At 63.7% G+C, this 22662-nt stretch carries 13 protein-coding genes; 4 read left to right on the forward strand and 9 right to left on the reverse strand.

From position 1 onward, the window contains the following. Positions 1-9: 9 nt before the first annotated feature. The 8 genes from addA to KIH45_RS16225 all read right to left on the reverse strand — a co-directional run bounded on the left by addA (position 10) and on the right by KIH45_RS16225 (position 13220). Complete coding sequence (addA, locus tag KIH45_RS16190) at positions 10-3471, reverse strand: double-strand break repair helicase AddA (protein ID WP_213177034.1); 3462 nt, start codon at positions 3469-3471, stop codon at positions 10-12. Next, positions 3468-6488, reverse strand: coding sequence for a double-strand break repair protein AddB (gene addB / locus KIH45_RS16195; protein ID WP_213177035.1), 3021 nt, complete (start codon positions 6486-6488; stop codon positions 3468-3470). Before addB ends, addA begins: the two co-directional genes overlap by 4 nt. Then, positions 6481-7224 carry a nucleotidyltransferase family protein gene (locus tag KIH45_RS16200; protein ID WP_213177036.1) on the reverse strand — a complete coding sequence of 248 codons (744 nt, stop codon included), beginning with the start codon at positions 7222-7224 and terminating at the stop codon, positions 6481-6483. Before KIH45_RS16200 ends, addB begins: the two co-directional genes overlap by 8 nt. Next, the gene (locus tag KIH45_RS16205) at positions 7221-8243 is read right to left on the reverse strand and encodes an aminoglycoside phosphotransferase family protein (protein WP_213177037.1); all 1023 of its coding nucleotides are present in this window, start codon (positions 8241-8243) and stop codon (positions 7221-7223) included. The genes KIH45_RS16200 and KIH45_RS16205 overlap by 4 nt, the downstream gene beginning before the upstream one ends. Further along, positions 8240-8695, reverse strand: a complete 456-nt coding sequence (gene tsaE, locus KIH45_RS16210) for a tRNA (adenosine(37)-N6)-threonylcarbamoyltransferase complex ATPase subunit type 1 TsaE (protein ID WP_213177038.1) — start codon at positions 8693-8695, stop codon at positions 8240-8242. The genes KIH45_RS16205 and tsaE overlap by 4 nt, the downstream gene beginning before the upstream one ends. Further along, the gene (locus tag KIH45_RS16215; RefSeq protein WP_213177039.1) at positions 8692-11022 is read right to left on the reverse strand and encodes a sensor histidine kinase; all 2331 of its coding nucleotides are present in this window, start codon (positions 11020-11022) and stop codon (positions 8692-8694) included. Before KIH45_RS16215 ends, tsaE begins: the two co-directional genes overlap by 4 nt. Positions 11023-11112: 90 nt before the next feature. Further along, the gene (gene ahcY, locus KIH45_RS16220; RefSeq protein WP_213177040.1) at positions 11113-12531 is read right to left on the reverse strand and encodes an adenosylhomocysteinase; all 1419 of its coding nucleotides are present in this window, start codon (positions 12529-12531) and stop codon (positions 11113-11115) included. 227 nt (positions 12532-12758) lie between these two features. After that, positions 12759-13220: an S-adenosyl-L-homocysteine hydrolase gene (locus KIH45_RS16225; protein WP_213177041.1), complete on the reverse strand. Its 462-nt coding sequence runs from the start codon at positions 13218-13220 to the stop codon at positions 12759-12761. Positions 13221-13416: 196 nt separating this feature from the next. On the opposite strand from KIH45_RS16225, the gene KIH45_RS16230 reads away from it, so the two are divergent. Continuing rightward, entirely contained in the window at positions 13417-13896 is a 480-nt protein-coding gene (locus KIH45_RS16230; protein WP_213177042.1) for a peroxiredoxin, read from the forward strand. Positions 13897-13954: 58 nt separating this feature from the next. Here KIH45_RS16230 and parC read toward each other — a convergent pair whose 3' ends face one another. After that, entirely contained in the window at positions 13955-16252 is a 2298-nt protein-coding gene (gene parC, locus KIH45_RS16235; protein ID WP_213177043.1) for a DNA topoisomerase IV subunit A, read from the reverse strand. A 143-nt stretch (positions 16253-16395) separates the two neighbouring features. Here parC and KIH45_RS16240 point away from each other — a divergent pair, with 143 nt between their 5' ends. The 3 genes from KIH45_RS16240 to KIH45_RS16250 all read left to right on the forward strand — a co-directional run. After that, positions 16396-17292 (forward strand): DUF4349 domain-containing protein, encoded by an 897-nt coding sequence (locus tag KIH45_RS16240; RefSeq protein WP_213177044.1) that lies wholly within the window; start codon positions 16396-16398, stop codon positions 17290-17292. 97 nt (positions 17293-17389) lie between these two features. Then, positions 17390-17941, forward strand: a complete 552-nt coding sequence (locus tag KIH45_RS16245) for a type 1 glutamine amidotransferase domain-containing protein (RefSeq protein ID WP_213177045.1) — start codon at positions 17390-17392, stop codon at positions 17939-17941. 519 nt (positions 17942-18460) lie between these two features. Beyond that, positions 18461-22662, forward strand: a 4202-nt coding sequence (locus KIH45_RS16250; protein WP_213177046.1) for a DUF5801 repeats-in-toxin domain-containing protein, incomplete at its 3' end; no start/stop codon positions are given.

Raw genomic sequence — 22662 nt, forward strand, 5'->3', positions numbered from 1 at the left:
CAAGCTTTTCTAGGCCCCGCGTAACCGTGCCTTTTCGAGATCGAGCAGGCTGTCAGGCAGGACAAACAGCCGCGGGGCGTGGGTATAGAGCAAGGCGGCCTCGATCCGTCGCCCCGGATGGATAGCATCCAGCGCGCAGGCATAGGCTGCCATCTGGCGGATATAGGCGACCGGCACATCGTCCAGCGTCGCTGGCGGGCGCCGAGCAGTCTTGAAATCGACGATCCGGATCGGCGCGTCGCCTTCGGGCAGGCAAAGCCGGTCGATCGTGCCTGCCACGACCTGGCCGCCGACGACCGCGGCCACCGGCACTTCCGCGAGGGCATCGAGGCCGAAGACGTCGGCAAATTGCGGATCGGCCAGCGTAGCAAGTGATGCCGCAACCATCTCGGCGCGAAGCTCATCAGACAGGTCGCTCGCCTGACGTGCGAGCCACTTGGTTGCGGCAGCCTCGCGCGCCGTGGCGTCCAGTTCAGGCAAACGTTCGAGCAACCGGTGGATCAACACACCGCGACGGGCCGCATCGATCCCGGTGCCCGGCGGCAGCGGCGGGTCTGGTGCCTCGTGCTCACCCAGCGAAGACGGCGCGAGCGGACGGAGCGGGCGCGGTTCGTCGCCTACAGAGCGTGTCAACCACGCGGGAACAAGCGGCAGCATCGATTGCGCCGCGCCCTTTGGCATTCCCGGCCGGGCCTTCGCCTCGACACCCCAGTGCTTCGACGCGCCCCAGACCGGGTTTTCCACCCAGTCCTCTTCGAACAGTTGCTCGAGCGCGGAATACCAGCTCTTCTCCGGAATCTCCTTGCGCCGAGTCGACAGCGCGCCCGCCACAAACAGCGCCTCCTCCGCGCGCGTCATCGCGACGTAGAGCAAGCGCCAGTGCTCCTCGTCCTCGGCCTGCTTCGCCGCGTCCTGCGCCTCGGCAATGCGGCCAAGCTTCTCTTCCTTTCGCAGCCCCGGCAGCGGCAAGGCGCGTGTCGCAAAGCCCAGTGCGGCATCGCCCGGTTCTTCCAGTTCCAGCGTGCGCGGCGGGGACATGTCGGGATCGTCCGCCGCATCGGCGAGAATGACGATGGGGGCCTGCAAACCCTTCGAGCCATGCACCGTCATCACGCGGACCAATCCGCCCTGCTGCTCGGCCTCGCGCTTCAACTCGCCGTCGCCTGCATCGAACCAGCGGATAAAACCGGCGAGGCTTGGCACGTTGCTGGCCGAGAATGCGAGCGCCGCGTTCAGCAGTTCATTGATCGGATCGTTCGCTTCCTTGCCAAGCCGCGCGACAAGCCGCTTGCGCCCCTGCCAAGGCCCGACGAGCATCCAGTGCAGCAGCGCCTGCGGCGGCGTAAAGTCGGCCTTTTGCAGAAGCTCGAGCAGCATCGCCACGGCCCTGCGCGGAACGGCATCGGTCGCGCTTCGCAGGTGGTCCCAGAGCCTGCCACCCTTGCGATAACCGTGCACCAACAGGTCGTCCTGGCTCCACCCAATCAGCGGCGACGTCAGCAGACAGGCAAGCGCGAGGTCGTCATTGGGCTGCGCGGCAAATCGCACTGCCGCCATCAGGTCACGCACGGCCAGCGGCGCGCCGAGCCGCAGACGGTCCACGCCCGCAACCGGCACACCCTTGGCATGAAGCCGCGCCACGATGAGGCCCGCCAGTTCCTTGCGCTTGCGCACGAGGATCATGATGTCGCCCGCCTGCGCATTGCGCGCTCCGCCCTTCGCAAGCGGATAGCCGGCCCTCAGCCATGTGCGGACCTGCTCGGCGATGTTCTCGGCGACCTTGCGATCGGGGCGCGAGAGCCAAGAATGTTCATCCTCCGGCTCCTCGTCCTCGCCCGCATCGACGCCGACTGCCCGCCACAGCACGACCTGCCCCGGCCTGTTTTCACCGACATGCGGTTCGGGATCGTCCTTGAGGCCCAGGTTTGCCGGACCGATCGAATTGATGGCCGCATCGACGAAATCGAGAACGGGCTGCGCCGTGCGATAGCTTCGCCCAAGGCCGTATTCGCGCAAGGGGCGAACTGCCGCGTCCCCGCGCAGTTCGGCAAAGTTTTCGCGCACCGCCTCGATGCGGCCTTTGACGCGCAGCTTCGCGGCCTCGAAATTCTCGGGGCTGGTGCCCTGAAAGCGGAAGATGGCCTGTTTGTAATCGCCCACGACGAACAGCGTGCGCGACCGGTCGCCCCTCGCCCCTTCACCCGCGAAAAACTCCTCGGTCAGCGCGTCGATCACGTCCCACTGCGCCGCGTTCGTGTCCTGCGCCTCGTCGATCAGGATGTGATCGAAGCGCCGGTCGAGCTTGTAGCGGATCCAGTCGGCCATGTCGGACCGCTTAAGAAGCTGTGCGGCCTCGTGGATCTGGTCATCGAAATCCACCAGCCCCTCACGCGACTTCGCCTCGGCCCAGCGCAGCGCGAAAGCGCGGCCAAGCGTCAGCGCGGGCGCGAGCCATTGCGCCAATTCGCCAAGGTTTCGCAGACGCTCGACTTCGGCAAGGCAGGCGCCGACCCTGTTGGCGTATTCCTCGTAATCGGGCAGGAACTTCACGACTGATTTCAGCGACTTCACATCGCCTTTCTGCGTGAAGACCACCTTGCGCAGATCGTCCAGCATGGCGAGCCTGCCCGCGCGATCGGTGGCAAGCCATGCGCCAACCGTGTCGCAGAACTCATTCGCGGTCTTGGTACCCCATTCCTGCTGCGCGGCAAGGCACTGGCGCAGCGAGGCAACGTCGAAGGCGGCATCCTCGCAAAGCGACAGGACCGCACCGGCGTCATGATCCGACGGCAGGCCCAGCAGGCGATGCACCCGCGGCAGCAGGGGCGGCTGCCATGCGCCCGGCCCTTCCCACGCGGTCCGCGCATCGGCACAGCCCATCAGGAACCGCTCGACGCCCGACTGGTCAGTCCGCAGCGCAAGCGTCGCCAGCGCATCGGTCAGCGTCGTGTCGCCACTCGCCTCGGCATCGACAAGGAGATCGGACAGCGTCTCGCGCAACAGAAGCTCGCGATCGCGGTCCTCCATCGGGCGCGTTCCGGGGACAAGTCCTGCCTCCAGCGGAAAGGCCGAAAGCAGCCACTGCGAAAAGGCATGGATCGTCTCGATACGAAGCCCGCCGCCCGGACAGTCGAGCACTGCGGCAAACCGCGTCCGCGCGCGTGCAATGTCGTCGGGGCCGAAGCTGGCGCCGATGTTGCGCAAGTCAGAGGCCAGCGCCGTATCGTCCGCACGCACCCAGCTCGCCAGAACGTCGTTCACGCGCGTCGCCATCTCCGCCGCGCCAGCTTTGGTGAACGTCAGGCAAAGGATCTGCGAAGGCTCGACCTCTGGCTGGAGCAAAAGACGCAACACGCGCGCGGACAGGACCTGTGTCTTGCCGGTGCCCGCACTGGCCGAAAGCCAGACGGTATCGCGCGGATCGACGGCATCGGCCTGCCGGTCCTGCAGCGGATAGACCTTCGCGCTCATTCCCCGGCTTCCTTAGCGCCGAGATCGCCGCGGCCCTGCCATTCGTCGAGCCGCATCAGCTGGTCAAAGTCATTGTAGCCGCCAAGATCGGGATTGAGACGCGCGGTGAAAGGCTCCTCACCCGTGATCCACGCATCGATCGCCTCACCCAGAAAGCGGGCGCTCTCGTGCAGGAAATCCTCACGCGGGATGCCTGATTTCCGGCGACCCTCGGGGATAGGCTCGACGCGATAGCCGAACCCCTCCTTGCCGCGCGAAAGTGACCAGTATTCGAAATGCGTCGGTGTGCCGCTCACCCCTTCGAACCCGTCATTCTCCGCGATCAGCCCCGTGGTGCCGAGCTGAAGCGCAAAGCCCTGTTCGACCATCGAGGCACTGGGCGGTGTGCCGGTCTTGTAGTCAATGATCGCCAAAGTCCCGTCGGGCAGGCGATCGATGCGATCGGCCTTGGCGGTCACTTTCACGCCATTGAACATCATCCCGCCCGATTGCTCGACAAGCAGGACTTCGCGCCCCGCCTCGACCAGTCCGGCCTGCTCCTGCTCGATCCATTCGAGCCCGGCCATAAGCCTAGGTTGCCACAGCCCGCGCATGAAGGGATGGCCCGACAACTTGCCAAGCTCGTCCAGCGCAAGCGGCTGCAAGGTCCCCGGTGCGCACTTGTGCCGCTTCTCCCACAGCTCGAGGATGTCGTGGACGACCGTGCCTTTCCATGCGGGCGTCGGTTCCTCATCAATCGCGTCGAGCGAACTCAGCTTGAGGATCTTGCTGGCGTAGAACTGGTAGGGATCGGACCGCAGTCGATCGAGCGCGGTTGCGCTGATGTCGACCTTGCGCTGCTCCGCATCCGGCCTCGGTTCGGGGCGCGGATAGGGAGGCGCGGGATCAGTATCGTCCAGCGCGCGGGCCAGCTTTACCGCTTCGGTCTCACGGTGGCTTTCGAACTGGTCGCCCAGCATTGCTTTAACCCGCAGGACAAAACGGCTGGCAATCACCGGCCCGCCGACGTCACGAACCGCATAGCTGAGCACGACCTCGGGCGCGCCGAGTGCGGCGGCAAGGTCGTGCGCGGCAAGACCGATGCGGAAATCGCCGCCCGGGACGCCAAGTCCGCGCAGAACGGCAGGCGCGACAAGCGGGTCGGACGATGCCGAAGCGGGCCACGAACCTTCGGTCAGTCCGCCGCAGATGACGAGATCAGCGCGGCTCATGCGCGCCTCGATCAAGCCGTAAATCGCGATGCGCGGATGGCCGCCCCAGGGCGGACGCACCGACTGCTGGTCCATCGCGTCGCGCAGCATGGCAGGGATTTCGGCGGGGTCGAGCGCAGCAGGCTCCGCCCTCGCGGCCTCGCGCAGCTCCTCGACGAAAGAGGCCAGTGCACGCCCGTCGGCTTCACCCCAGATGCGCGTGCCGCAAAGCTTTTCGGCGGTTGCGGCAAGGCAATCGAGAACCTCGGCCAGATCGACCTCACCGGCATCGCCCATCGCGGCCAGTGGCGCGAGCATCTCCGCAACGTCATACCACCACTGCGCCAGACCATCATCGCTGCGCTTGCGGGCACGTTCCAAGGCCGCATCGCCGAGCGGACCGAGCCCAGCGTCAAGCCTCGGCCCGCGCAGGGCAAGGTCAAACTGGCGCACGTTGGCAAGCCATTTCCTCCGCTCGTCCCCTTGCGTTCCGGCAAGCGGATGGGACAGCGCCGACAGCAGCGGGATCGGCGCAGCGCGTGTACCCATGACCTCGGCCAGATGAAGGAACAGTCGCCCGGCCACCGTCTGCGGCAAGGGTCGGCCAGCAGAATCGTCGGCAATGACGTTCCAGCGCGCCAGATGCGCGATCACCCGTCCGGCAAGTCCGCGATCGGGAGTGACCAGCGCGATACGCTGCTCCGGCACTTCCAGAGCTTCTCGGATAAGAACCGCGATAGCCTGCGCCTCTTCCTCGGGGTGTGCAGTTTCCATGACCCGCACACCGGCAAGGCGGCGCCTGTTCGCGGGCAGGTCCACCCACGATGCGCTTTCCTCCGGCGGCAGGAACAGGTTCGAGATCGCCTTGCTCCGCTCGGGCGCAGCCGCGCCAAGCCCTCGCCTGTGCCACGGACGCACTTCGCCGCGGTTCACGCCCATGCGGTTGAGCAAGAGCTTCAGGTGATACTGCGGATGCGTAACCGCATCGCCTGGCGAAAGCGGCGGATCGTCGGGATTTTCCGAATGCCCCGCACTGCCCAGCGCGTTCCAGACCGCATCGTCCAGCGACAGGTCGAGATCGGGCAGGATCACCGCCCCTGCCGGAAGCCCCGCGATCGTGCGCAGCAGGCGCGCAATGGCGGGACTGGCACTGGTAATGCCCGCCGCAACGACGGGATGGTTCGGCGGTGTTTCGGCCCATCGCCGCGCCACATGTTCGAACAGGGCATTGCGACGCGCGGGGGCATCGATCTCGCCGCGTGCCTGCAATTCGGCCAGCCACATCCGCTGGACGATCATGAAGAGCCGCAGGTTGCGCTCCCAGTGCTTTGACAGGTCGCCGACGATGCCGATGACGCGCTCGCCCATGAGGTCGTCGGGGTCGATGTCCTCGACCAGCAGGCGGTCCATCGTCCGCGCGATCTCGCGCGCCTGGCGCAGCAGGGCGGCCTTGCCGGGAACGGTCAGCCCTTCGGCCTCCATCGCCTGTCGCAACATCGTGGCAAGCGTGAGCCAGCGCCGCGTCGGGTCTGCGGCAGGCGGAATGTCCGCCCCTCCCCCGATCGGATCGAGCAAGGGGCCGAGAGTTTCGTCGAGGTCGATATCGCCGATCACCGCCATGCGCGGCAGCAGCAGTCCGTCGCCCGACAGCCTGACGAACGCCTCGGTCACGGTGCGGATGGCGCGGCGGCTCGGCAGCAGCAGCGTCATACGCGCAAGGCCGAAACGGTCCTCGTTATAGCGCGGGATCAGGCCCGCGACGAGCGCATCGGCAAAACCGCGGTGCGCTGCGATCGAATAGAGAGAGAGCCGCGTGCCGTCAGACACGCGTGAACAGCTTCTCGGCCGGGGCGATGTGTTCAGGCTGGCCGATCTCGATCCACTCACCCATGTGAATGGTGCCGTAAAGGCGGCCTTCCTCGATAGCGCGGGACCAGAAGTAGTTGGTGCTGAACTTCGCCTCTTCCGGCGGATCGCGCAGGAGGTTGGCCGAACACAGCTGGATGCCGCTGAACACGAAAGGCGCAACGCGGCCCGACTTGCGGCGCGTCACGCGGCCCATCGCGTCGAGGTGGAAGTCGCCCTTCCCACGATAGTTGTGCGCGCGCTGATGCGGGACAAGCAGCAGCAGCGCGTCCATCTTTTCCGGGTCCCAACTTACCGAAAGCTGGCGGAAAACATCGCGCGGGCCATCAAGCCACATGGCATCGGAATTGAGGCAGAAGAACGTGTCGCCAAGCAGGTCCTGCGCCTTCACCAGACCGCCGCCGGTTTCCAGCAACTGCTCCCGCTCGTCCGAAATCGTGACCTTGGGCTCGCTGCGCAGCTTCATGTGCGCCTCGATCGCGTCGGCGAGGTAGTGGACATTAACGATAGCGCGTCCGACGCCTGCCGAGGCCAGCCTGTCGAGCGCATGGTCGAGCAGAGGCTTTCCGGCGACTTTCACCATCGGTTTAGGGCGGCTGACGGTCAGCGGACGCATCCGCTTGCCCAGCCCTGCGGCCATGACCATCGCCACGTCGGAGGCGAGCGGTTCCTGCCCCAGTCTGGCCCGTTCGCTCATGCGCCGGTCTGCCCGCGCGCGGCGCGCAGTTCGCCGGGAATATTGGCATCCATCCAGCGTGCGATGGGTCCAAGCGCCGGATGCGCCAGATCACGCTCCATCGCTTTCCAGACACGCGGGATCAGGTCGAGATAGCGGTCCTTCCCGTCACGACGCGAGAGGCGCACGAAGATGCCCACGATTTTCGCATTCCGCTGCGCGCCGAGCCTTGCATAGTCGGCAAGAAAGGTATCGGCATCGTCAACATGAGCAAGGTAATGGTCGAGCATCGCGCTCTCCAGCGCCGGATCAACATCGCGCCGGGCATCCTGAAGCAGCGAGACGAGATCGTATGCCGGATGGCCAACAAGCGCGTCCTGGAAATCGAGCAGACCCTGACCGAATGCCTCGAACCCGTCGTCATCGTCGAGAAGCATGATGTTCTCTGCATGATAGTCGCGCAGGACCGTCACGCCCGCCCCTTGCGTCTCGATCAGCGGGGCAAGCACTTCGCGCCATGCTGCTTCGTAGCCGGTGTCATCGACGGCAAGACCGTGGGCGACGCAGAACCACTCGGTAAAAAGCTTCGCCTCGCGCAGGTATTCGTTGAGGTCGTAGGGGCGGAAAGGCCCCGCAGGCGTGCGGTGAAGCTGCGCCAGGACGCTGACGGCGTCGCGGTAGATCGGCGTCTCGTCGTCTGGCGCGTCGTCGAGGTGATCGCGCATCCGGCGGTGGCCGAAGTCCTCGAGCAAGACGAGACCTTTCGCCGCATCCTCGGCCAGCACTTTCGGCGCGCGGAAACCGTGGTCGAGCAGGTAGTGCGCAGCCGTAAGGAACGGGCGCGGATCCTCGTTCGGCGGCGGCGCGTCCATCAGCATCGCGCTTTCACCATCGCGATCGATGCGGAAATAGCGGCGGAACGAGGCATCGCCGGCCAGCGCCTCTATCTTCGCCGAACCCCACCCTGCCTCGGCAAGGAAGTCGCGGGCATGGGGCGGCGCGGTGTCGGAAGGGGTCTTAGCGTTTGCAGGCTCGGTCATGGCATGCGCTCTAGCCAATCCGGCCCCGCCTCGACAATCGCCAACCGTCCTTCATCCGCCGTTTCGAGCCGGATCGACAGACAGGCGCGTTCATGTGCGAAACCGCCGGCCTGTTCGGGCCACTCTGCAATGAGCGCGCCATCGTGGCGATAGTCGTCGAGGCCCAGTTCCTCGGCCTCGGACGGGTCTTCCAGTCTATAGAAATCCGCATGAACCAGCGGCAGGCTGACCGAGGGCGGATCATATGTCTGGATGATCGCGAAAGTGGGCGACGGAACTTCGCCTTCGTGCCCCAGCGCGCCGATGATCGCGCGCGCCATAGTGGTCTTGCCCGCACCGAGCCCGCCCGAAAGCGCAACGACGTCTCCTGCGCGGAGCCGCTCTGCGATCCGCGCGCCCAGCGCGGCGGTCGCTCCGGCATCGGGGAGCGGATAAGTCGCGGTCCCGCTCACGGAAGGCGGATCGTCGCGGTCACGCCCGAACGCGCGTGCTGCATGAATTCGAGAGCGCCGTCGTGCGCCTCGATCAGCTCGCGGGCAAGCGGCAGGCCCAGCCCCGCGTTCTGGCGGGCCATCTCTGCCTCTGGCCCTTCTTCTCCCGGGACGTGATGGATAATAACCTGAGCCCCGTCACGGCGGCGCTTGAGATCGACATTGACGCGCCCGCCCCGCCCGCTCGACGCGATTGCGTTGTCGAGGACATTGCCGATCGCGCGCGCCAATCTGCGCGCATCGCCGTGAACGGTCCCCGAACTGCGATCGCCCCGCAGGTTCAGCGTGATGCCCGCGCCCTCGATCTGGGCGGCGCGGTCGTGAACCACGCGTGTGACGAGCGGCATCAGTTCGACCACTTCGCGGGTCAGCGGGAGCAGGCCCGCCTCGCTCTGCGTCAGGTCGAGCACGGATTCGATCTGGTCGGACAGGCGCGCGGTCGAATCGAGGATGGCTGCGACATATTCCGCGCCCGTTTCCGAAAGCTCGCCCGCAACGCCGTCGCGCAGCATCTCTGCAAAGCCGGTGATCGAGGTCAGCGGCGTGCGGAATTCATAGCTCATGTTGGCAAGGAAGCGGGTCTTCACCGCATCCGCCTCGACCAGCGCCTGATTACGCTCCATCAGCGCGGCTTCCGCCTTCTGGCTGTCGGTAATGTCGAGGCTGGTCAGCATACCGTTACCGTCAGGCAGCGGCACGCCCATCAGCGCGAGAGTGCGTCCGTCGGCAAGACTGACTCGCCCGCCCGATTGTTCGCGGCGCAGGGTCGCGGCCTCGATGACCATGCCGATGCGGCGGGCGTCACCCTCGGTCGCCAGTTGCGGCTTCAGCGCCTCGAGCAGCGCATCGATATGTGGGTGTGTGCCGAGGAATTCTTCGCTTAGCCCCCATTCGGCCGCGAAACGGCGGTTCCACAGTTGCAGACGGCCATCCGGGGCGAGCACGACGAGTCCTTCGAAGAGGCTGTCCTGCGTCGCGGTACGAACGCGCAGCAGCGTGTCGCGCGCGCTTGCGAGTTGCAGTTGTTCCGTCCGGTCCTCGACGATCATCATCAGCCCGCCGTCAGGCATCGGCTGGGCAACGATGCGCAAATGCGTACCGTCGGGAAGGACCCATTCCTCGTCCTTCACCTCGCTCGCGAGGAACCAGGCTTCCTTTTCCTTGCGCCATGCAGGGAAGTCGCGGACCTCGGGCAAGCGACCTGCCCCGCGCATGATTTCGAACACTTCGTTCAGCGGCGTTGCTTCCTGTCCGATATTGGGCGGAAGGCGGAACGTGCGCTGCATCGGCAAGTTCACGAAGATGAGGTTACGCGCTGCATCGAACTGCGCGACGCCTGACGACATCTGGTCCAGCAAGGCGCGCTGTGCTGCACGGAAGGCGCGATATTCGCGGTTAAGCTGCTCAAGATCCTCGACATCGATGGCATAGCCGGCGATGCCCTCGCTCCCGACGGGCAAATCGCTGACCTTGTAGGCGCGGCGCTCACCCTCGATCGTGACCATGACGTTACGCTGGATCGCACGGCCGCTCTCGCGGGCCTGCACCGCCACCTCGGAAGCGCTCAGCCCTTCTACCGGCTCGACCAGTTCGACGTTGTTGCTGACGACATCTTCAGCACTTTCGCCTCCGACGGCGGAGACATAGGCGCTGTTTACCAGTCTCAGGCGTGCATCCGCTCCGCGGAACCACATCGGTACCGGCGCCGCTTCGATCAGCCCGACGAGCGCGGAGAAATCGGCCAGCGCCTTTTCCGAAGCATCGGTCAGGCGCGTGATCTCTGCTGCGCTGTCACTGGCATCGATGACCCAGATGACGACCGCCCCGCCACGTGCGACTTGCGGGTCTGCAAGATGCCCGCTCACCGACAGGGCATGACCCTCGCCTGTGGGATGGAGCATCATCTTGAACGGCGCGGCGGACGACATGGTCCGCTGGACGTTCTGCTTCAAATTTTCGAGTTCGGCCGGGCAGACCCCGCGGGCACCCTCGCGCGCAAGGCCGTCGAGGGTTTTGGGAATATCCTCAAGCCCGAACCAGCTGGCCAGTCGGGCGCTTGCTTCAAGCTTGCCATCGGCGCGAACGACCAGAGGGAGCGCGGGGGCTTCCTCCATCATCCGGCCCATGCGGAGCATCTGCATCCGGTCGCGACGCGAGGAGCCGCGGCGGCGACGCGCGGTCATAAGCGTCCAGACGGCAGCCGCCGTCCAGCACGCCATGATCAGCCCAAGCAATACCAGCGCGGGTATGCCGATCGTGATCGAGTCTGCGCCCCACCAGTTTCCCATGGCGTTTGGCTATTCGCTGGCGCGGACGAACACAACTGCCCCGAACCATAGAGGTGGGAAAAGTTGCGCCCGTCCGCGCCGCATATTCGATCAGTAGCGGTAGTGTTCCGGCTTGAACGGGCCTTCGACCGGCACGCCGATGTAATCGGCCTGGCGTTGCGAAAGCTTCGTCAGCGAAACGCCCAGCTTTTCGAGGTGAAGCGCCGCGACCTTCTCGTCGAGGTGCTTGGGAAGGACATAGACGTCGTTCTTGTACTCGTCGGCCTTGGTATAAAGCTCGATCTGGGCCAGCACCTGGTTGGTGAAGCTCGACGACATCACGAAGCTGGGGTGGCCGGTGGCGCAGCCCAGGTTCACGAGGCGACCCTTGGCAAGGATGATGATCTGCTTGCCATCGGGCAGCGTGACCAGATCCGTGCCCGGCTTGACCTCGTTCCAGTCGTAGTTGTCGAGAGCTGAGATCTGGATCTCGCTGTCGAAGTGGCCGATGTTGCACACGATGGCCATGTTCTTCATCGCCTTCATGTGTTCGCCGGTGATCACGCCCTCGTTGCCGGTGGCGGTCACGAAGATGTCGCAGCGTTCGACCGCTTCTTCCATCGTGACGACTTCATAGCCTTCCATCGCGGCCTGAAGCGCGCAGATCGGGTCGATCTCGGTGACCATGACACGCGCACCGCCGTTGCGGAGCGAGTCGGCGCTGCCCTTGCCGACGTCGCCGAAGCCGGCAACGCAGGCGACCTTGCCGGCCAGCATCACGTCAGTCGCGCGGCGGATCGCGTCGACCAGCGATTCCTTGCAGCCATAGAGGTTGTCGAACTTCGACTTGGTAACCGAATCGTTCACGTTGATCGCGGGGAACGGAAGCTTGCCGCCCTTGGCGATGTGATAGAGGCGGTGAACGCCCGTCGTCGTCTCTTCCGAAACGCCGCGGATGTTGGCGACCGACTTCATCAGGTAGCCGGGATGCTTGGCAACGAATGCCTTGAGCGCGCGCTGCATCTCGATCTCTTCGGCGTTTTCCGGATCGGGCATGGTCTCACCAGCGTCGAGGCGAGCACCCCAGAGCGCAAACATGGTGGCATCGCCGCCGTCGTCGAGGATCATGTTAGCGGTTTTGCCGCTGCCGTTGCTGGCGCCCCAGTCGAAGATGCGACCGACATAGTCCCAGTAGTCGGCAAGGCTTTCGCCCTTGATCGCGAAGACGGGAATGCCCTGGTCCGCGATCGCGGCTGCGGCATGGTCCTGCGTCGAGAAGATGTTGCAGGTCGCCCAGCGGACTTCGGCGCCGAGAGCCACCAAAGTTTCGATCAGAACGGCGGTCTGGATCGTCATGTGGAGCGAACCGGTGATGCGCGCGCCAGCCAGCGGCTTGGCATCGCCATATTCGTCGCGCAGGGCCATCAGGCCCGGCATCTCGGTTTCGGCAATGGCGATTTCCTTGCGACCGTAGTCGGCAAGGGCGATGTCGGCGATGACGTAGTCGTTCTCGACGGCGGCAGTGGCCACGGGGCAACTCCTGAACTTAGCTGCGGCCCTATGCGGGCCAGAAAAACGAAAAGCGGGCAGAAGCCCGGCACTGCCGTGGCCTCTACCCGCTCTCCGTCCTGAGGGCAAATATAAAGAAAACTTTATATCCGCCTCTGCGGCCCTTTTCGCGATCGCCTAGTTCCCCTCGGCGATCGCCGTCCCGTGCGTGGACGATTCTGTCCGGTCCGTTATGCCGCCATTAGCGCTCAGCGCTTCATGGCGAATTTTGCGGGCCGGTCGGTCGCAAGCAACTCATTGGCAACCACCAGGAGCTGGCTGCTGTCACGGTGTGCGGCAAGACCGCTGGTTACCTGCTTAAGTTCCGCACATTCGAGCCAGGGATGACCCTGACCGTAGACGTTCGCCATGCTCACGCTGATCTTGTCGAGCTGACGCTTGGCGCCCTTGGCGCCGTACTTGCTGTGATAAGAAGACTGGAGCGAGCGTGCTGCGCCCTGAAGTGCCACGTTGTGCTTCACGGCGAACTTTTCGTAGTCCCGCTGGAAGTTGTCCGCGCCGTGGCGGCAGCGCAAGGCCGTCACCATCAGCATGATGTCCAGTTTGCGCAGCTTTTCGGCGTCGGCGTAACCGCCTGCCTGTGCCGGCATTGCCGTTGCAAGGATGGCGGCCGATGCAATGGCGCCGACAGTCTTACCCAGTTTCCCCATGTCCGATGCTCCCCGTGAATTCTCAGTTCGAGTTGGCTGGTCGTCTACGGGGGCCATCATCGGCCAAACCTTTTACCGAAAGTTAAAGGCGGGCAGTAAAGGCAAATTAACCAAGCTTCGTCCGATCGCATCTTGTGACGGGAAATGCCGAACCTATGTGTCGGCACGCGCACAACACGCATCGAAAGGATTACGAATGACGATCAAGGTGGGAGAAACGCTTCCCGACGTGACGCTGGTCAAGGCGACGAGCGAAGGTCCGGAAAAGGTCCAGTCGAGCGAATACTTCGCGGGCAAGAAGGTCGCTCTCTTCTCGGTTCCGGGTGCATTCACACCGACCTGCTCGGCCAAGCACCTCCCTGGCTTCGTCGAGAAGGCGGATGAACTGAAGGCAAAGGGCATCGACGAGATCGCCTGCACCGCCGTCAACGATCCCTTCGTCATGCAGGCATGGAAGGAACGCGACGGTTCGGAAAGCGTGACCATGCTCGCCGACGGCAATGGCGACATGGCGCAGGCCCTTGGCCTCACCATGGACGGTTCGGGCTTTGGCCTCGGTCAGCGCGGCTCGCGCTGGTCGGCGGTCGTCGACGACGGCAAGGTCGTTGAACTGAACGTCGAGGAAGCAGGCCAGTTTGAAGTGTCTAGCGCAGAGCACATGCTCGGCCAGCTCTGATAGAGCGACGACAGATCAAACGGAAAAGGGCGCCCGGTGAGGCGCCCTTTTTTGTTCGTCAGTCAAACGTGTTGTCGCGGGGGAAACCTTGCGGCGGCAAACGGCCGGCGGCACCGCGCGCAACACGCCATTGCCACATGTCGGCCTCTGTCCGCGTGCGCCCGCTGTCGCCGCCCATCTTCCAAGACAGGCCGTCCTCGAGCTTCAGCGTCGTCGCGTCGGACAACCCGCCATCACGGTACCGCTGCAACTGCACGCCCTGCCCGCGAGTCATCACCGGCAGTTCCTCAAGGCTGAACATCACCAGCTTGCGGTTATCACCCACGACGGCGACGTGATCGTGATCGGCCGGAATTTCGCGCACGACTTTCAGGGTCACGCCCGCCTTCAGGTTCACGACCGCCCTGCCCTTGCGCGTTTCGGCCAGAAGTTCGTCCATACCTGCCGCGAACCCGCGACCGGCACTGTTGGCGAGCAGGATCTGTCCCTTGGGCCGGTGCAGGATCAGCCCCACGATCGGCGCATTGGGATCAATGTCGAGCGAGGTTCGCACCGGTTCGCCAAACCCGCGACCGCCGGGCAGCTTGTCGCAACCCAGAGTATAAAAACGCCCGTCGCCGCTCGCGATCAGCAGCTTGTCAGTCGTTTGTGCATGCAGCGCATAGGCCGGGCCGTCGCCCTCCTTGAACTTGAACTCGCCATCCAGATCGACGTGCCCTTTCATCCCGCGGATCCAGCCACGCTGAGAAAGGATGACCGTCACCGGCTCCTTCTCGATCATGGCGTCCATCGAGAATTCGACAGTCGGCTCAGCCTCGGCGATGGTCGTGCGCCGTTTACCGAGTTCAGTCGTCTCGGCATATTCCTTGCGCAAGGCATTGAGATCACGCTTCAATCGCGTACGTTGACGGCCCGGGCTTTCGATCAGCTTCTCAAGCTCGTCCCGCTCAGCCAGAAGCTCGTCGCGTTCCTTCTTGAGCTGCATTTCCTCAAGCTTGCGCAAGCTGCGCAGCCGCATGTTGAGGATCGCCTCGGTCTGCCGGTCGGTCAGACCGAACTCGGCCATCATGATGGGCTTGGGCTCGTCCTCGTTACGGATGATTTCAATCACGCGGTCGAGGTTGAGGAAGGCAATGATATAGCCTTCGACCAGTTCAAGCCGCTTGGCGATCTGGTCGAGCCGATAGCGCGAACGCCGCACCAGGATGTCGATCTGCGAGACGATCCAGTTGCGCAGGACTTCGCCCAGCCCCATGACCACCGGTGTCCGGCTCGCATCGAGGACATTCATGTTGAGCGAGAAACGGCTTTCGAGGTCGGTGAGCTTGTAAAGGCTCTCCTTCAGCAGGTCGGGATCGACGTTCCGGCTTTTGGGCACGAGCACGATACGGATCTGCTCGTCACTCTCGTCCCGCACGTCCTCGAGGATCGGCAGCTTGCGATCGCCGATCAACGTGGCGATCTGCTCGATCAGCTTGCCCTTCTGGACCTGATACGGGATCTCGGAAATGACGAGCTGCCACTGCCCGCCGCCAAGCCGCTCGATCCCGGCGTCGCGATCTTCTTCCTTCTCCGCCTCTGCCGCGTGGAAACGGCCGCGCATACGGAAGGACCCGCGCCCGGTTTCATAGGCGTGGCTGATGATTTCGGGGCTGTCTACGACCAGACCGCCAGTGGCAAAGTCGGGGCCGCGGAACACCTCCATCAGCTCCGCGTGCTCGGTCTTGGGATTGTCGATCAGCTTCAGCGTCGCGTCGATGATCTCGGCCGCGTTATGGCTGGGGATCGAAGTCGCCATGCCCACCGCGATGCCGCTGGCGCCATTGGCCAGCAGGTTCGGGAACAGACCGGGGAAGATCTCTGGCTCTTCCTCCTCGCCGTTATAGGTCGGGACGAAATCGACCGTGCCTTCATCCAGCCCCTGCATCAGCAGGATGGCGGTGCGCGTCAGCCGCGCTTCGGTATAGCGGTAGGCCGCCGCGTTATCGCCGTCGATATTGCCGAAATTGCCCTGCCCTTCGACGAGCGGGTAACGCAGTGCAAAGTCCTGCGCCAGGCGGACCATCGCGTCGTAAACGCTGGCGTCGCCATGCGGATGATACTTACCGATGACGTCGCCGACGACGCGGGCCGATTTTTTGAAACCCGACTGCGGGTCGAGCTTCAGCATTCGCATTGCCCAGAGCAGACGACGGTGAACCGGCTTCAGGCCGTCCCTAAGGTCCGGCAGGGAGCGCGCTGTAATCGTTGACAATGCATAGACGAGATACCGTTCGGACAGGGCCGCGTCGAACGGTGCGTCAATCAGCCTGTCGAAGGGATCGGGTTCGGTCATTTCGGTCAGATCGTCAGCCATCAGGCCTGCCGATCTAGCAGCGCTGCAAGCTGGCGGGAACGGCGGCTTTGCAATGATCCACCGTTCCTCCACGACTTTGCGCCTTGCACCCCAAACCGAACCGCGTCAGAATAAGGCGAAAATATGGCATAAAGGAGGCCTTAATGCGGCAAGTAGCGTTTGCACTTCCCTTCCTCGCCCTCGCGATCGCCTCGTGCGACAACGGTCAGAACGCCGTCTACGAAGCGACCGAAAGCGTCGCCGCATTGGATGTCGCAGATGAGGCCGCAGCCGAGGCGCCCCCGAGTGCATCGGCCGGAGGGGAGATCGCCGTCGCCCTGCCCAAGATCGCCTACGTCTACAGCTACGGCTTCCGCCTTCCCGCCGAGAAAATCGCCCCGATCCAGCTCGCCCACGCCGACCTTTGCGACGCGCAAGGCCCGCAGACCTGCCGCATTCTCGACATGCGCCAATCGGGCATGGAGGGTGAGTATTCATCCGGCTCGCTCACTCTTGCCGTCACGGCCCCTCAGGCTCGCGCTTTCGGAGCCAAACTCAGCCAACTCGCAGGCAAGGAGGGTGGCACCCAGGTTTCCAGCGCGATCAGCGGTGAAGACCTTTCCAAGCAGATCGTCGACACGGAGGCCCGGATCAAGGCACGCACCGTCCTGCGAGACCGTCTGCTGGAAGTGCTGCAGACCCGCCGCGGCACTGTGGCCGAACTGGTCGAGGCCGAACGCGCGGTCGCCCGCGTGAACGAGGAGATTGACCAGGCGCAGTCATGGCTCGCCGAAATGCGCGGGCGGGTCGACTACAGCCGGGTCAACATCAGTTACGAATCCGGCATGCCCGAAACAGGCAGCTTCGCCAGCCCCGTCCGCGAGGCGATCTCCAGCGTGTCCGGCATTCTCGGATCGATGCTGGCCGCGGCGATCATCCTGCTCACGATCCTGATCCCGCTCGGGCTCGTCGGGCTTGGCATCTGGCGCCTGGTCCAGCGCTTCCGCCCTGCCCCGAAAGCCGCTTCCCAGACTGCGTCCGAGGCTACGAAGACCGACTGATCGAAGCCTTGCTACAAGTCGTCGCAAATGGCGGAACGCCGCGGCTTTGCGCGCATTCAAAGGGTAAACGTATCAACACGAACACCCGGAGAACAGCATGACCAGCAAGGTCCTCATCATCGCAACGAACGGTTTCGAACAGTCGGAACTCATGAAGCCCCGCCAGAACCTTCTGGACGCTGGAATGACCGTTAAAATTGCCAGCCCGGAAGAAGGCTCGATCCGCGGATGGGACGAGAAGGATTGGGGCGATACTGTGTCGGTCGACATATCGGTCGAAGATGCCAGCGCCGAAGATTTCGACGCGCTTCTTCTGCCCGGCGGTCAGATCAACCCCGATATCCTGCGCATGAACGATACGGTCATCTCGCTGGTTCGGTCGTTCAATGCAGCTGGCAAGCCAATTGCCGCGATCTGTCATGCGCCCTGGCTATTGGTGGAGGCGGATATCGTAGAAGACCGCAAGGTGACGAGCTGGCCCTCGGTCCGCACCGACCTTCGCAACGCCGGCGCGACCGTCGTCGACGAAGAATGTGCGATCGATGGCAACCTTATCACGAGCCGCAATCCCGACGACATTCCCGCCTTCAGCAAGGCCCTGATCGAAATGCTTCAGGATGCCGAGGTGAAGATCGCCGAAGACGCCTGATAACGCTCTCAAACCCCACGGAAATTGGCCGCCGCGTCCTGCAAAGGATTGCGGCGGTCATGCTTTGCGCAACACTGATTCCCCGAGTCGCAAAAAGTGTTAAGATTCATTAACCGTGAATGTTAAATATGCCTTTGGTTCCCGGCATTTCACGAGCCCGTGACCCTTTTTTCCAAAAGCGTTTAGATTCAGCGCCCTGTGATCACGGTCACGCGCGGCTCGCGCTCGCTTATCCCATTATGGGGCATGGCTGGCAGGTCGCTTGAACGATCTGCTTTAACAAATGCATCTTAGTGCCCTAAGACAGATTACGCAGAAGGCTTGTTTAACGTTTTCAAGAAGTAGCTCAGCCGGGGGGCATCGCTACTCAAGAAGTCCCTCGCGAACAGGTAAGCAAGTGGGGCACCTGTTCAGCTCTTCACGAAACCACAGGCATTGGCCGTCCGGCGATCGGGCGGCCTGAACCTTTTATCTGCGTTCGCGCGTGTGGCGCGGCGCAGTTGTGATGAGGCGATGGAAATGGACTTTCAGTCGAACGGCTCGAACGGCTCTGACGAAACCAACGGCTTGGCCGAGACCAACCCGGTCTTCAATGGCAGCAGTGCGGTGAAGCGCGTAATTGCCGACCCGGCCCGTGAAAACGTCCTCGTCCTTCCGGCTGGCGTCTCGCTCGACGACATCAAGGTCGACGGCTCCAACCTCGTCATCGCGTTGCCCGACGGCTCCGAGATGGTCGTGATCAACGGTGCGATCTACGTGCCGGAAATCGTGATCGACGGCGTAACCGTTCCGCCGATGAACCTCGCCGCTCTGCTGATCTCGGATGAGCCTCAGCCCGCGGCTGGCCAGAGCCAGAGCTCGGGCGGCGACTTTGCAGATCCGGTGAACCCGATCGATCCGGCCTACGCGCTTGGCGACCTTCTGCCTTACACCGAACTGTTCTTCCCCGAGCCGCAGGACGAAGAGATCATCCCGGGCCTCGTCAACGAGATTCCCGAGATCACTTTCATCCCGGAAACGGGCGACGGCACGATCGTCGATGAAGACGGCCTTGAAGGAAACACGGAAGATCGCCCGGAATCGCCGGGTACGATGGACCAGACGGACGACGAAGCCACGACCGGCACGATCCTCTACGTCTCGCCCGACGGCACCGACCGTCTTCTGATCGACGGCATGGACGTGTTCCAGATCGTCGATGGCGAACTGGTCATCCAGGAACCGTTCGTATCGGGGTACACCATCGGCAACGGCACGCTGGTCATCAACGCCGTCGACATCGTCAACGGCTCGATCACCTATACGTACACGCTGAACGACAACACATCGGGTGACGACACCTTCGTCGAATTCGACATCACCGTCATCGATCCCGACGGCGACAGCGATACCGGCACCGCCCGTATCGACATCATCGACGACAATCCGTTCACCAACGACGATGGCAACCTCGCAACGCTCGACGACAATGCCGCCGGCGTTGTCGTGGGTTCGGTGGCAGGTCTGCTGACCAACGACGAATACGGCGCTGACGGCGCTGGCTCGCCCGCGATCACCATCGGCACGGGCGACCTTGGCGGCACGATCCAGATCGTTGACGGCAACCTCGTCTACACTTCGGGCGCAAACGTTGCCCCGGGCGACACCGCGGTTGAAACCTTCACTTACACCATCCTCGATGGCGACGGTGACGTCAGCAACTCTTCGACTTTCACCGTCACGCTGACTGACGAAGGCCCGTCGATCGCCGATCTCGCGGCTTCGGTCGCAGTCGACGAAGAAGGTCTTGGCGGTATCGCAGGCGGCACGGGCGACCTCGCCGGCGAAGCCACCGTGCAGAGCGGCACGCTCGCCGGCCTCGCGTTCGGCATCGACGGCATGGGCGACATCGCCCTCGCGCCTTCGGCCGACACCGGCCTTGTTTCGGCTGCTGGCAATGCAATTTCGACCTCGTGGGACGCGGTAACGCACACACTCACGGGCCAGGACTCCGTCACCGGCGAGACGGTCTTCACGCTTGAAATCACCGACGTTGCGACCGGTGCGTACACCTTCACCCTGCTTCAGCCGGTCACACATCCGGATGCCAGCACCGAAGACGATGCCACTTTCCAGGTCACTGTCACTGTCACCGATGCCGAAGGCGACGCCGCCACCGGCGCAATCGCAATCCTGATTGATGACGACAGCCCGGTCATCACGACCGTCGATGCCGCCATCGCGACCGCAGTTCTCGACGAATCCGCCGCTGGCACCGACGAGGGCGGCGATTTCGATCCCGCAGGCCTCGCCAGCGTGACGGTCGACTACTCGGGCAACTTCAGCCTGAGCAACGACGACACCAGCGCTGACGGCTTCGGCGCCGACGTCGCGGGCAGCGTAAGCTATGCGCTGAACCTCTCCGGCTCGGACGTTGCTTCGGGCCTCTTCGCGCTCGACGGCACCTCGATCGTCCTCAATCTGGTTGATGGCGACATCGTCGGCACGGCCAATGGCGACGAATATGTCCGCATCTCGGTAGATGCCGATACCGGCGTCGTCACCTTCACGCAGTCGGCCAACGTCATGCATGGCGATACGACCAGCGATGACGACACGGCTGCCCTTCTCGTCACCGAAGGCGGTCTCACGCTGACCGCGACGGCAACCGACTCCGATGGCGACACTTCGTCGGCCAGCATCGATCTCGGCAACGGGACGTTCCAGATCGAAGACGACGGCCCGAAGGTTGGCGCGCAGGCAATTGGCGAAGGCGAATATATCGCCACGACTGACGACGACGGGTCGCCGAACACCGACAGCTTTGAACTGTCGGCTATTTTTAGCACGACGGCCGCCACCAGCTATGGCACCGATGGCGCTGGCTCGCTCACCGAAGCGTTCGGCCTCTCGCTGCTCGTCGAAGGTGATGCGGCTTCCGGCCTGTTCAGCGGCGGCGAAACGATCACTCTTTCGCTGAGCGAAACCGCGACGACCGCTACCGTCACCGGCGCAACCGTCGAAGGCACCGTCTTCACAATCAGCGTCGACAAGGCGACCGGCACGCTGACCCTCACGCAGTCGGCTCCGATCGACCACGGCGAGGATAGCGATCTTGCCGTCCTTGCGAACGGCCTTGTCGAAGCGACTTACGACGTCACGATCGTCGATGCCGACGGCGACAGCGAAAGCGCGTCGAGCTCTTTCGATCTCGGCGGCAACGTCCAGTTCAACGACGACACTCCCGGCATCGTCGCAACCGGCATAGTTCCGGTCGCAGTGCTCGACGAATCGCCGGCTGGCGAGGATGAAGGCGGCGATTTCGATCCCGCAGGTCTCGCAACCGTCAACGTAGACTTCTCCGTTGCTTTTGAGCCCAGCGACAGCACGCCCAATGCAACTGCATTCGGCGCGGACGTCCCGGGCGACGTTTCTTATGCGCTTGGCCTCGACGGCACCGACGTCGCATCGGGTCTCTTCACGCTCGATGGCGATGCCATTGTTCTGAACCTTGTCGGCGGCGAGATCGTCGGGACCGCGGGTGGCAGCGAATATGTCCGCATCTCGGTCGACGGCGACACAGGCGTCGTTACCTTCACGCAGTCTGGCAACGTCATGCACGGCGACACGACGAGCGACGACGACACCGCTTCGCTGGTCGTCGCGAACGGCGCATTGACGCTGACTGCCACGGCAACCGACTTTGACGGCGATTCCGCCTCAGCCAGCATCGATCTCGGCAACGGCACGTTCCAGATCGAAGACGATGGTCCGTATGCGACCGATGATGGCGTCTTCATGGTCATGGAAGACCTGCCGCTCCTCAACATCGACGTCTTCGCAAACGACGATGCGGGAACCGACGGCATCGACCTCGCAACCGGGATCGAAGTCGTGACCGGTCCGACGAAGGGCACTGTTACCTACAACGGCGATGGCACCTTCAACTACACGCCCACCGCGGGCCAGGTCGGCACTGACACTTTCACCTACCAGATCACGGACGGTGACGGTGACACCGCGACTGCTGTTGTCACGCTCAACCTGGCGCCGGACTCGGAACCGACCATCGTTTCCAACGACGTCACGGTTGATGAAGACGGTCTGGACGGCGCAAATCCAGACAGCGGACAGACCGATCCGCTCGAGGTCACCTCGACCGGCTCGGCAAGCGCCACCGGCTCGATCGTTGTCAGCTATTATGCCGACGTCCCTGCCGATCCGGCTGCGGCCTTCCAGTTCATCAACGTCGACGCACTCGATGGTTCGATTTCGTCGGATGGTCAGGCGGTCGACTTCTCGCTGGTCGGCGGCGAAATCGTCGGCACCGTTGATGGCGGTGCAACTACCGTCATCACCATCGCGCTCGACGGTTATGTAGCCGGTCCGAATGCGGGTGACATCACCTACACATATTCGGCGGTCCTCTCGCAGGCGATCGACCATGCCGACACTGGCAACAGCGAAAACACGGCCGTCATTTCGGGTGTGAGCTTCCAGGTGACCGATAGTGACGGCGATCCGGAAACGGGTTCGGTCGATGTCACTATCGTCGACGACGTTCCGGCGGTCACGAACGTTGCCCTGGGCAGCTCGGTCTCGGTCGACGAGACCGATGCCGGCGAAGCCTTCGTCTCCGGCCCGATCAGCGCGACGAGCGCGGCCTCGATCATCTCGGCTTCGCTGGCCTTCGGCGCAGACGATGCAGCAGGCGATCCGGTCTACACCATCGACATCGTCGG

Source organism: Croceicoccus gelatinilyticus, assembly GCF_018398395.1.
Classification (GTDB): domain Bacteria; phylum Pseudomonadota; class Alphaproteobacteria; order Sphingomonadales; family Sphingomonadaceae; genus Croceicoccus; species Croceicoccus gelatinilyticus.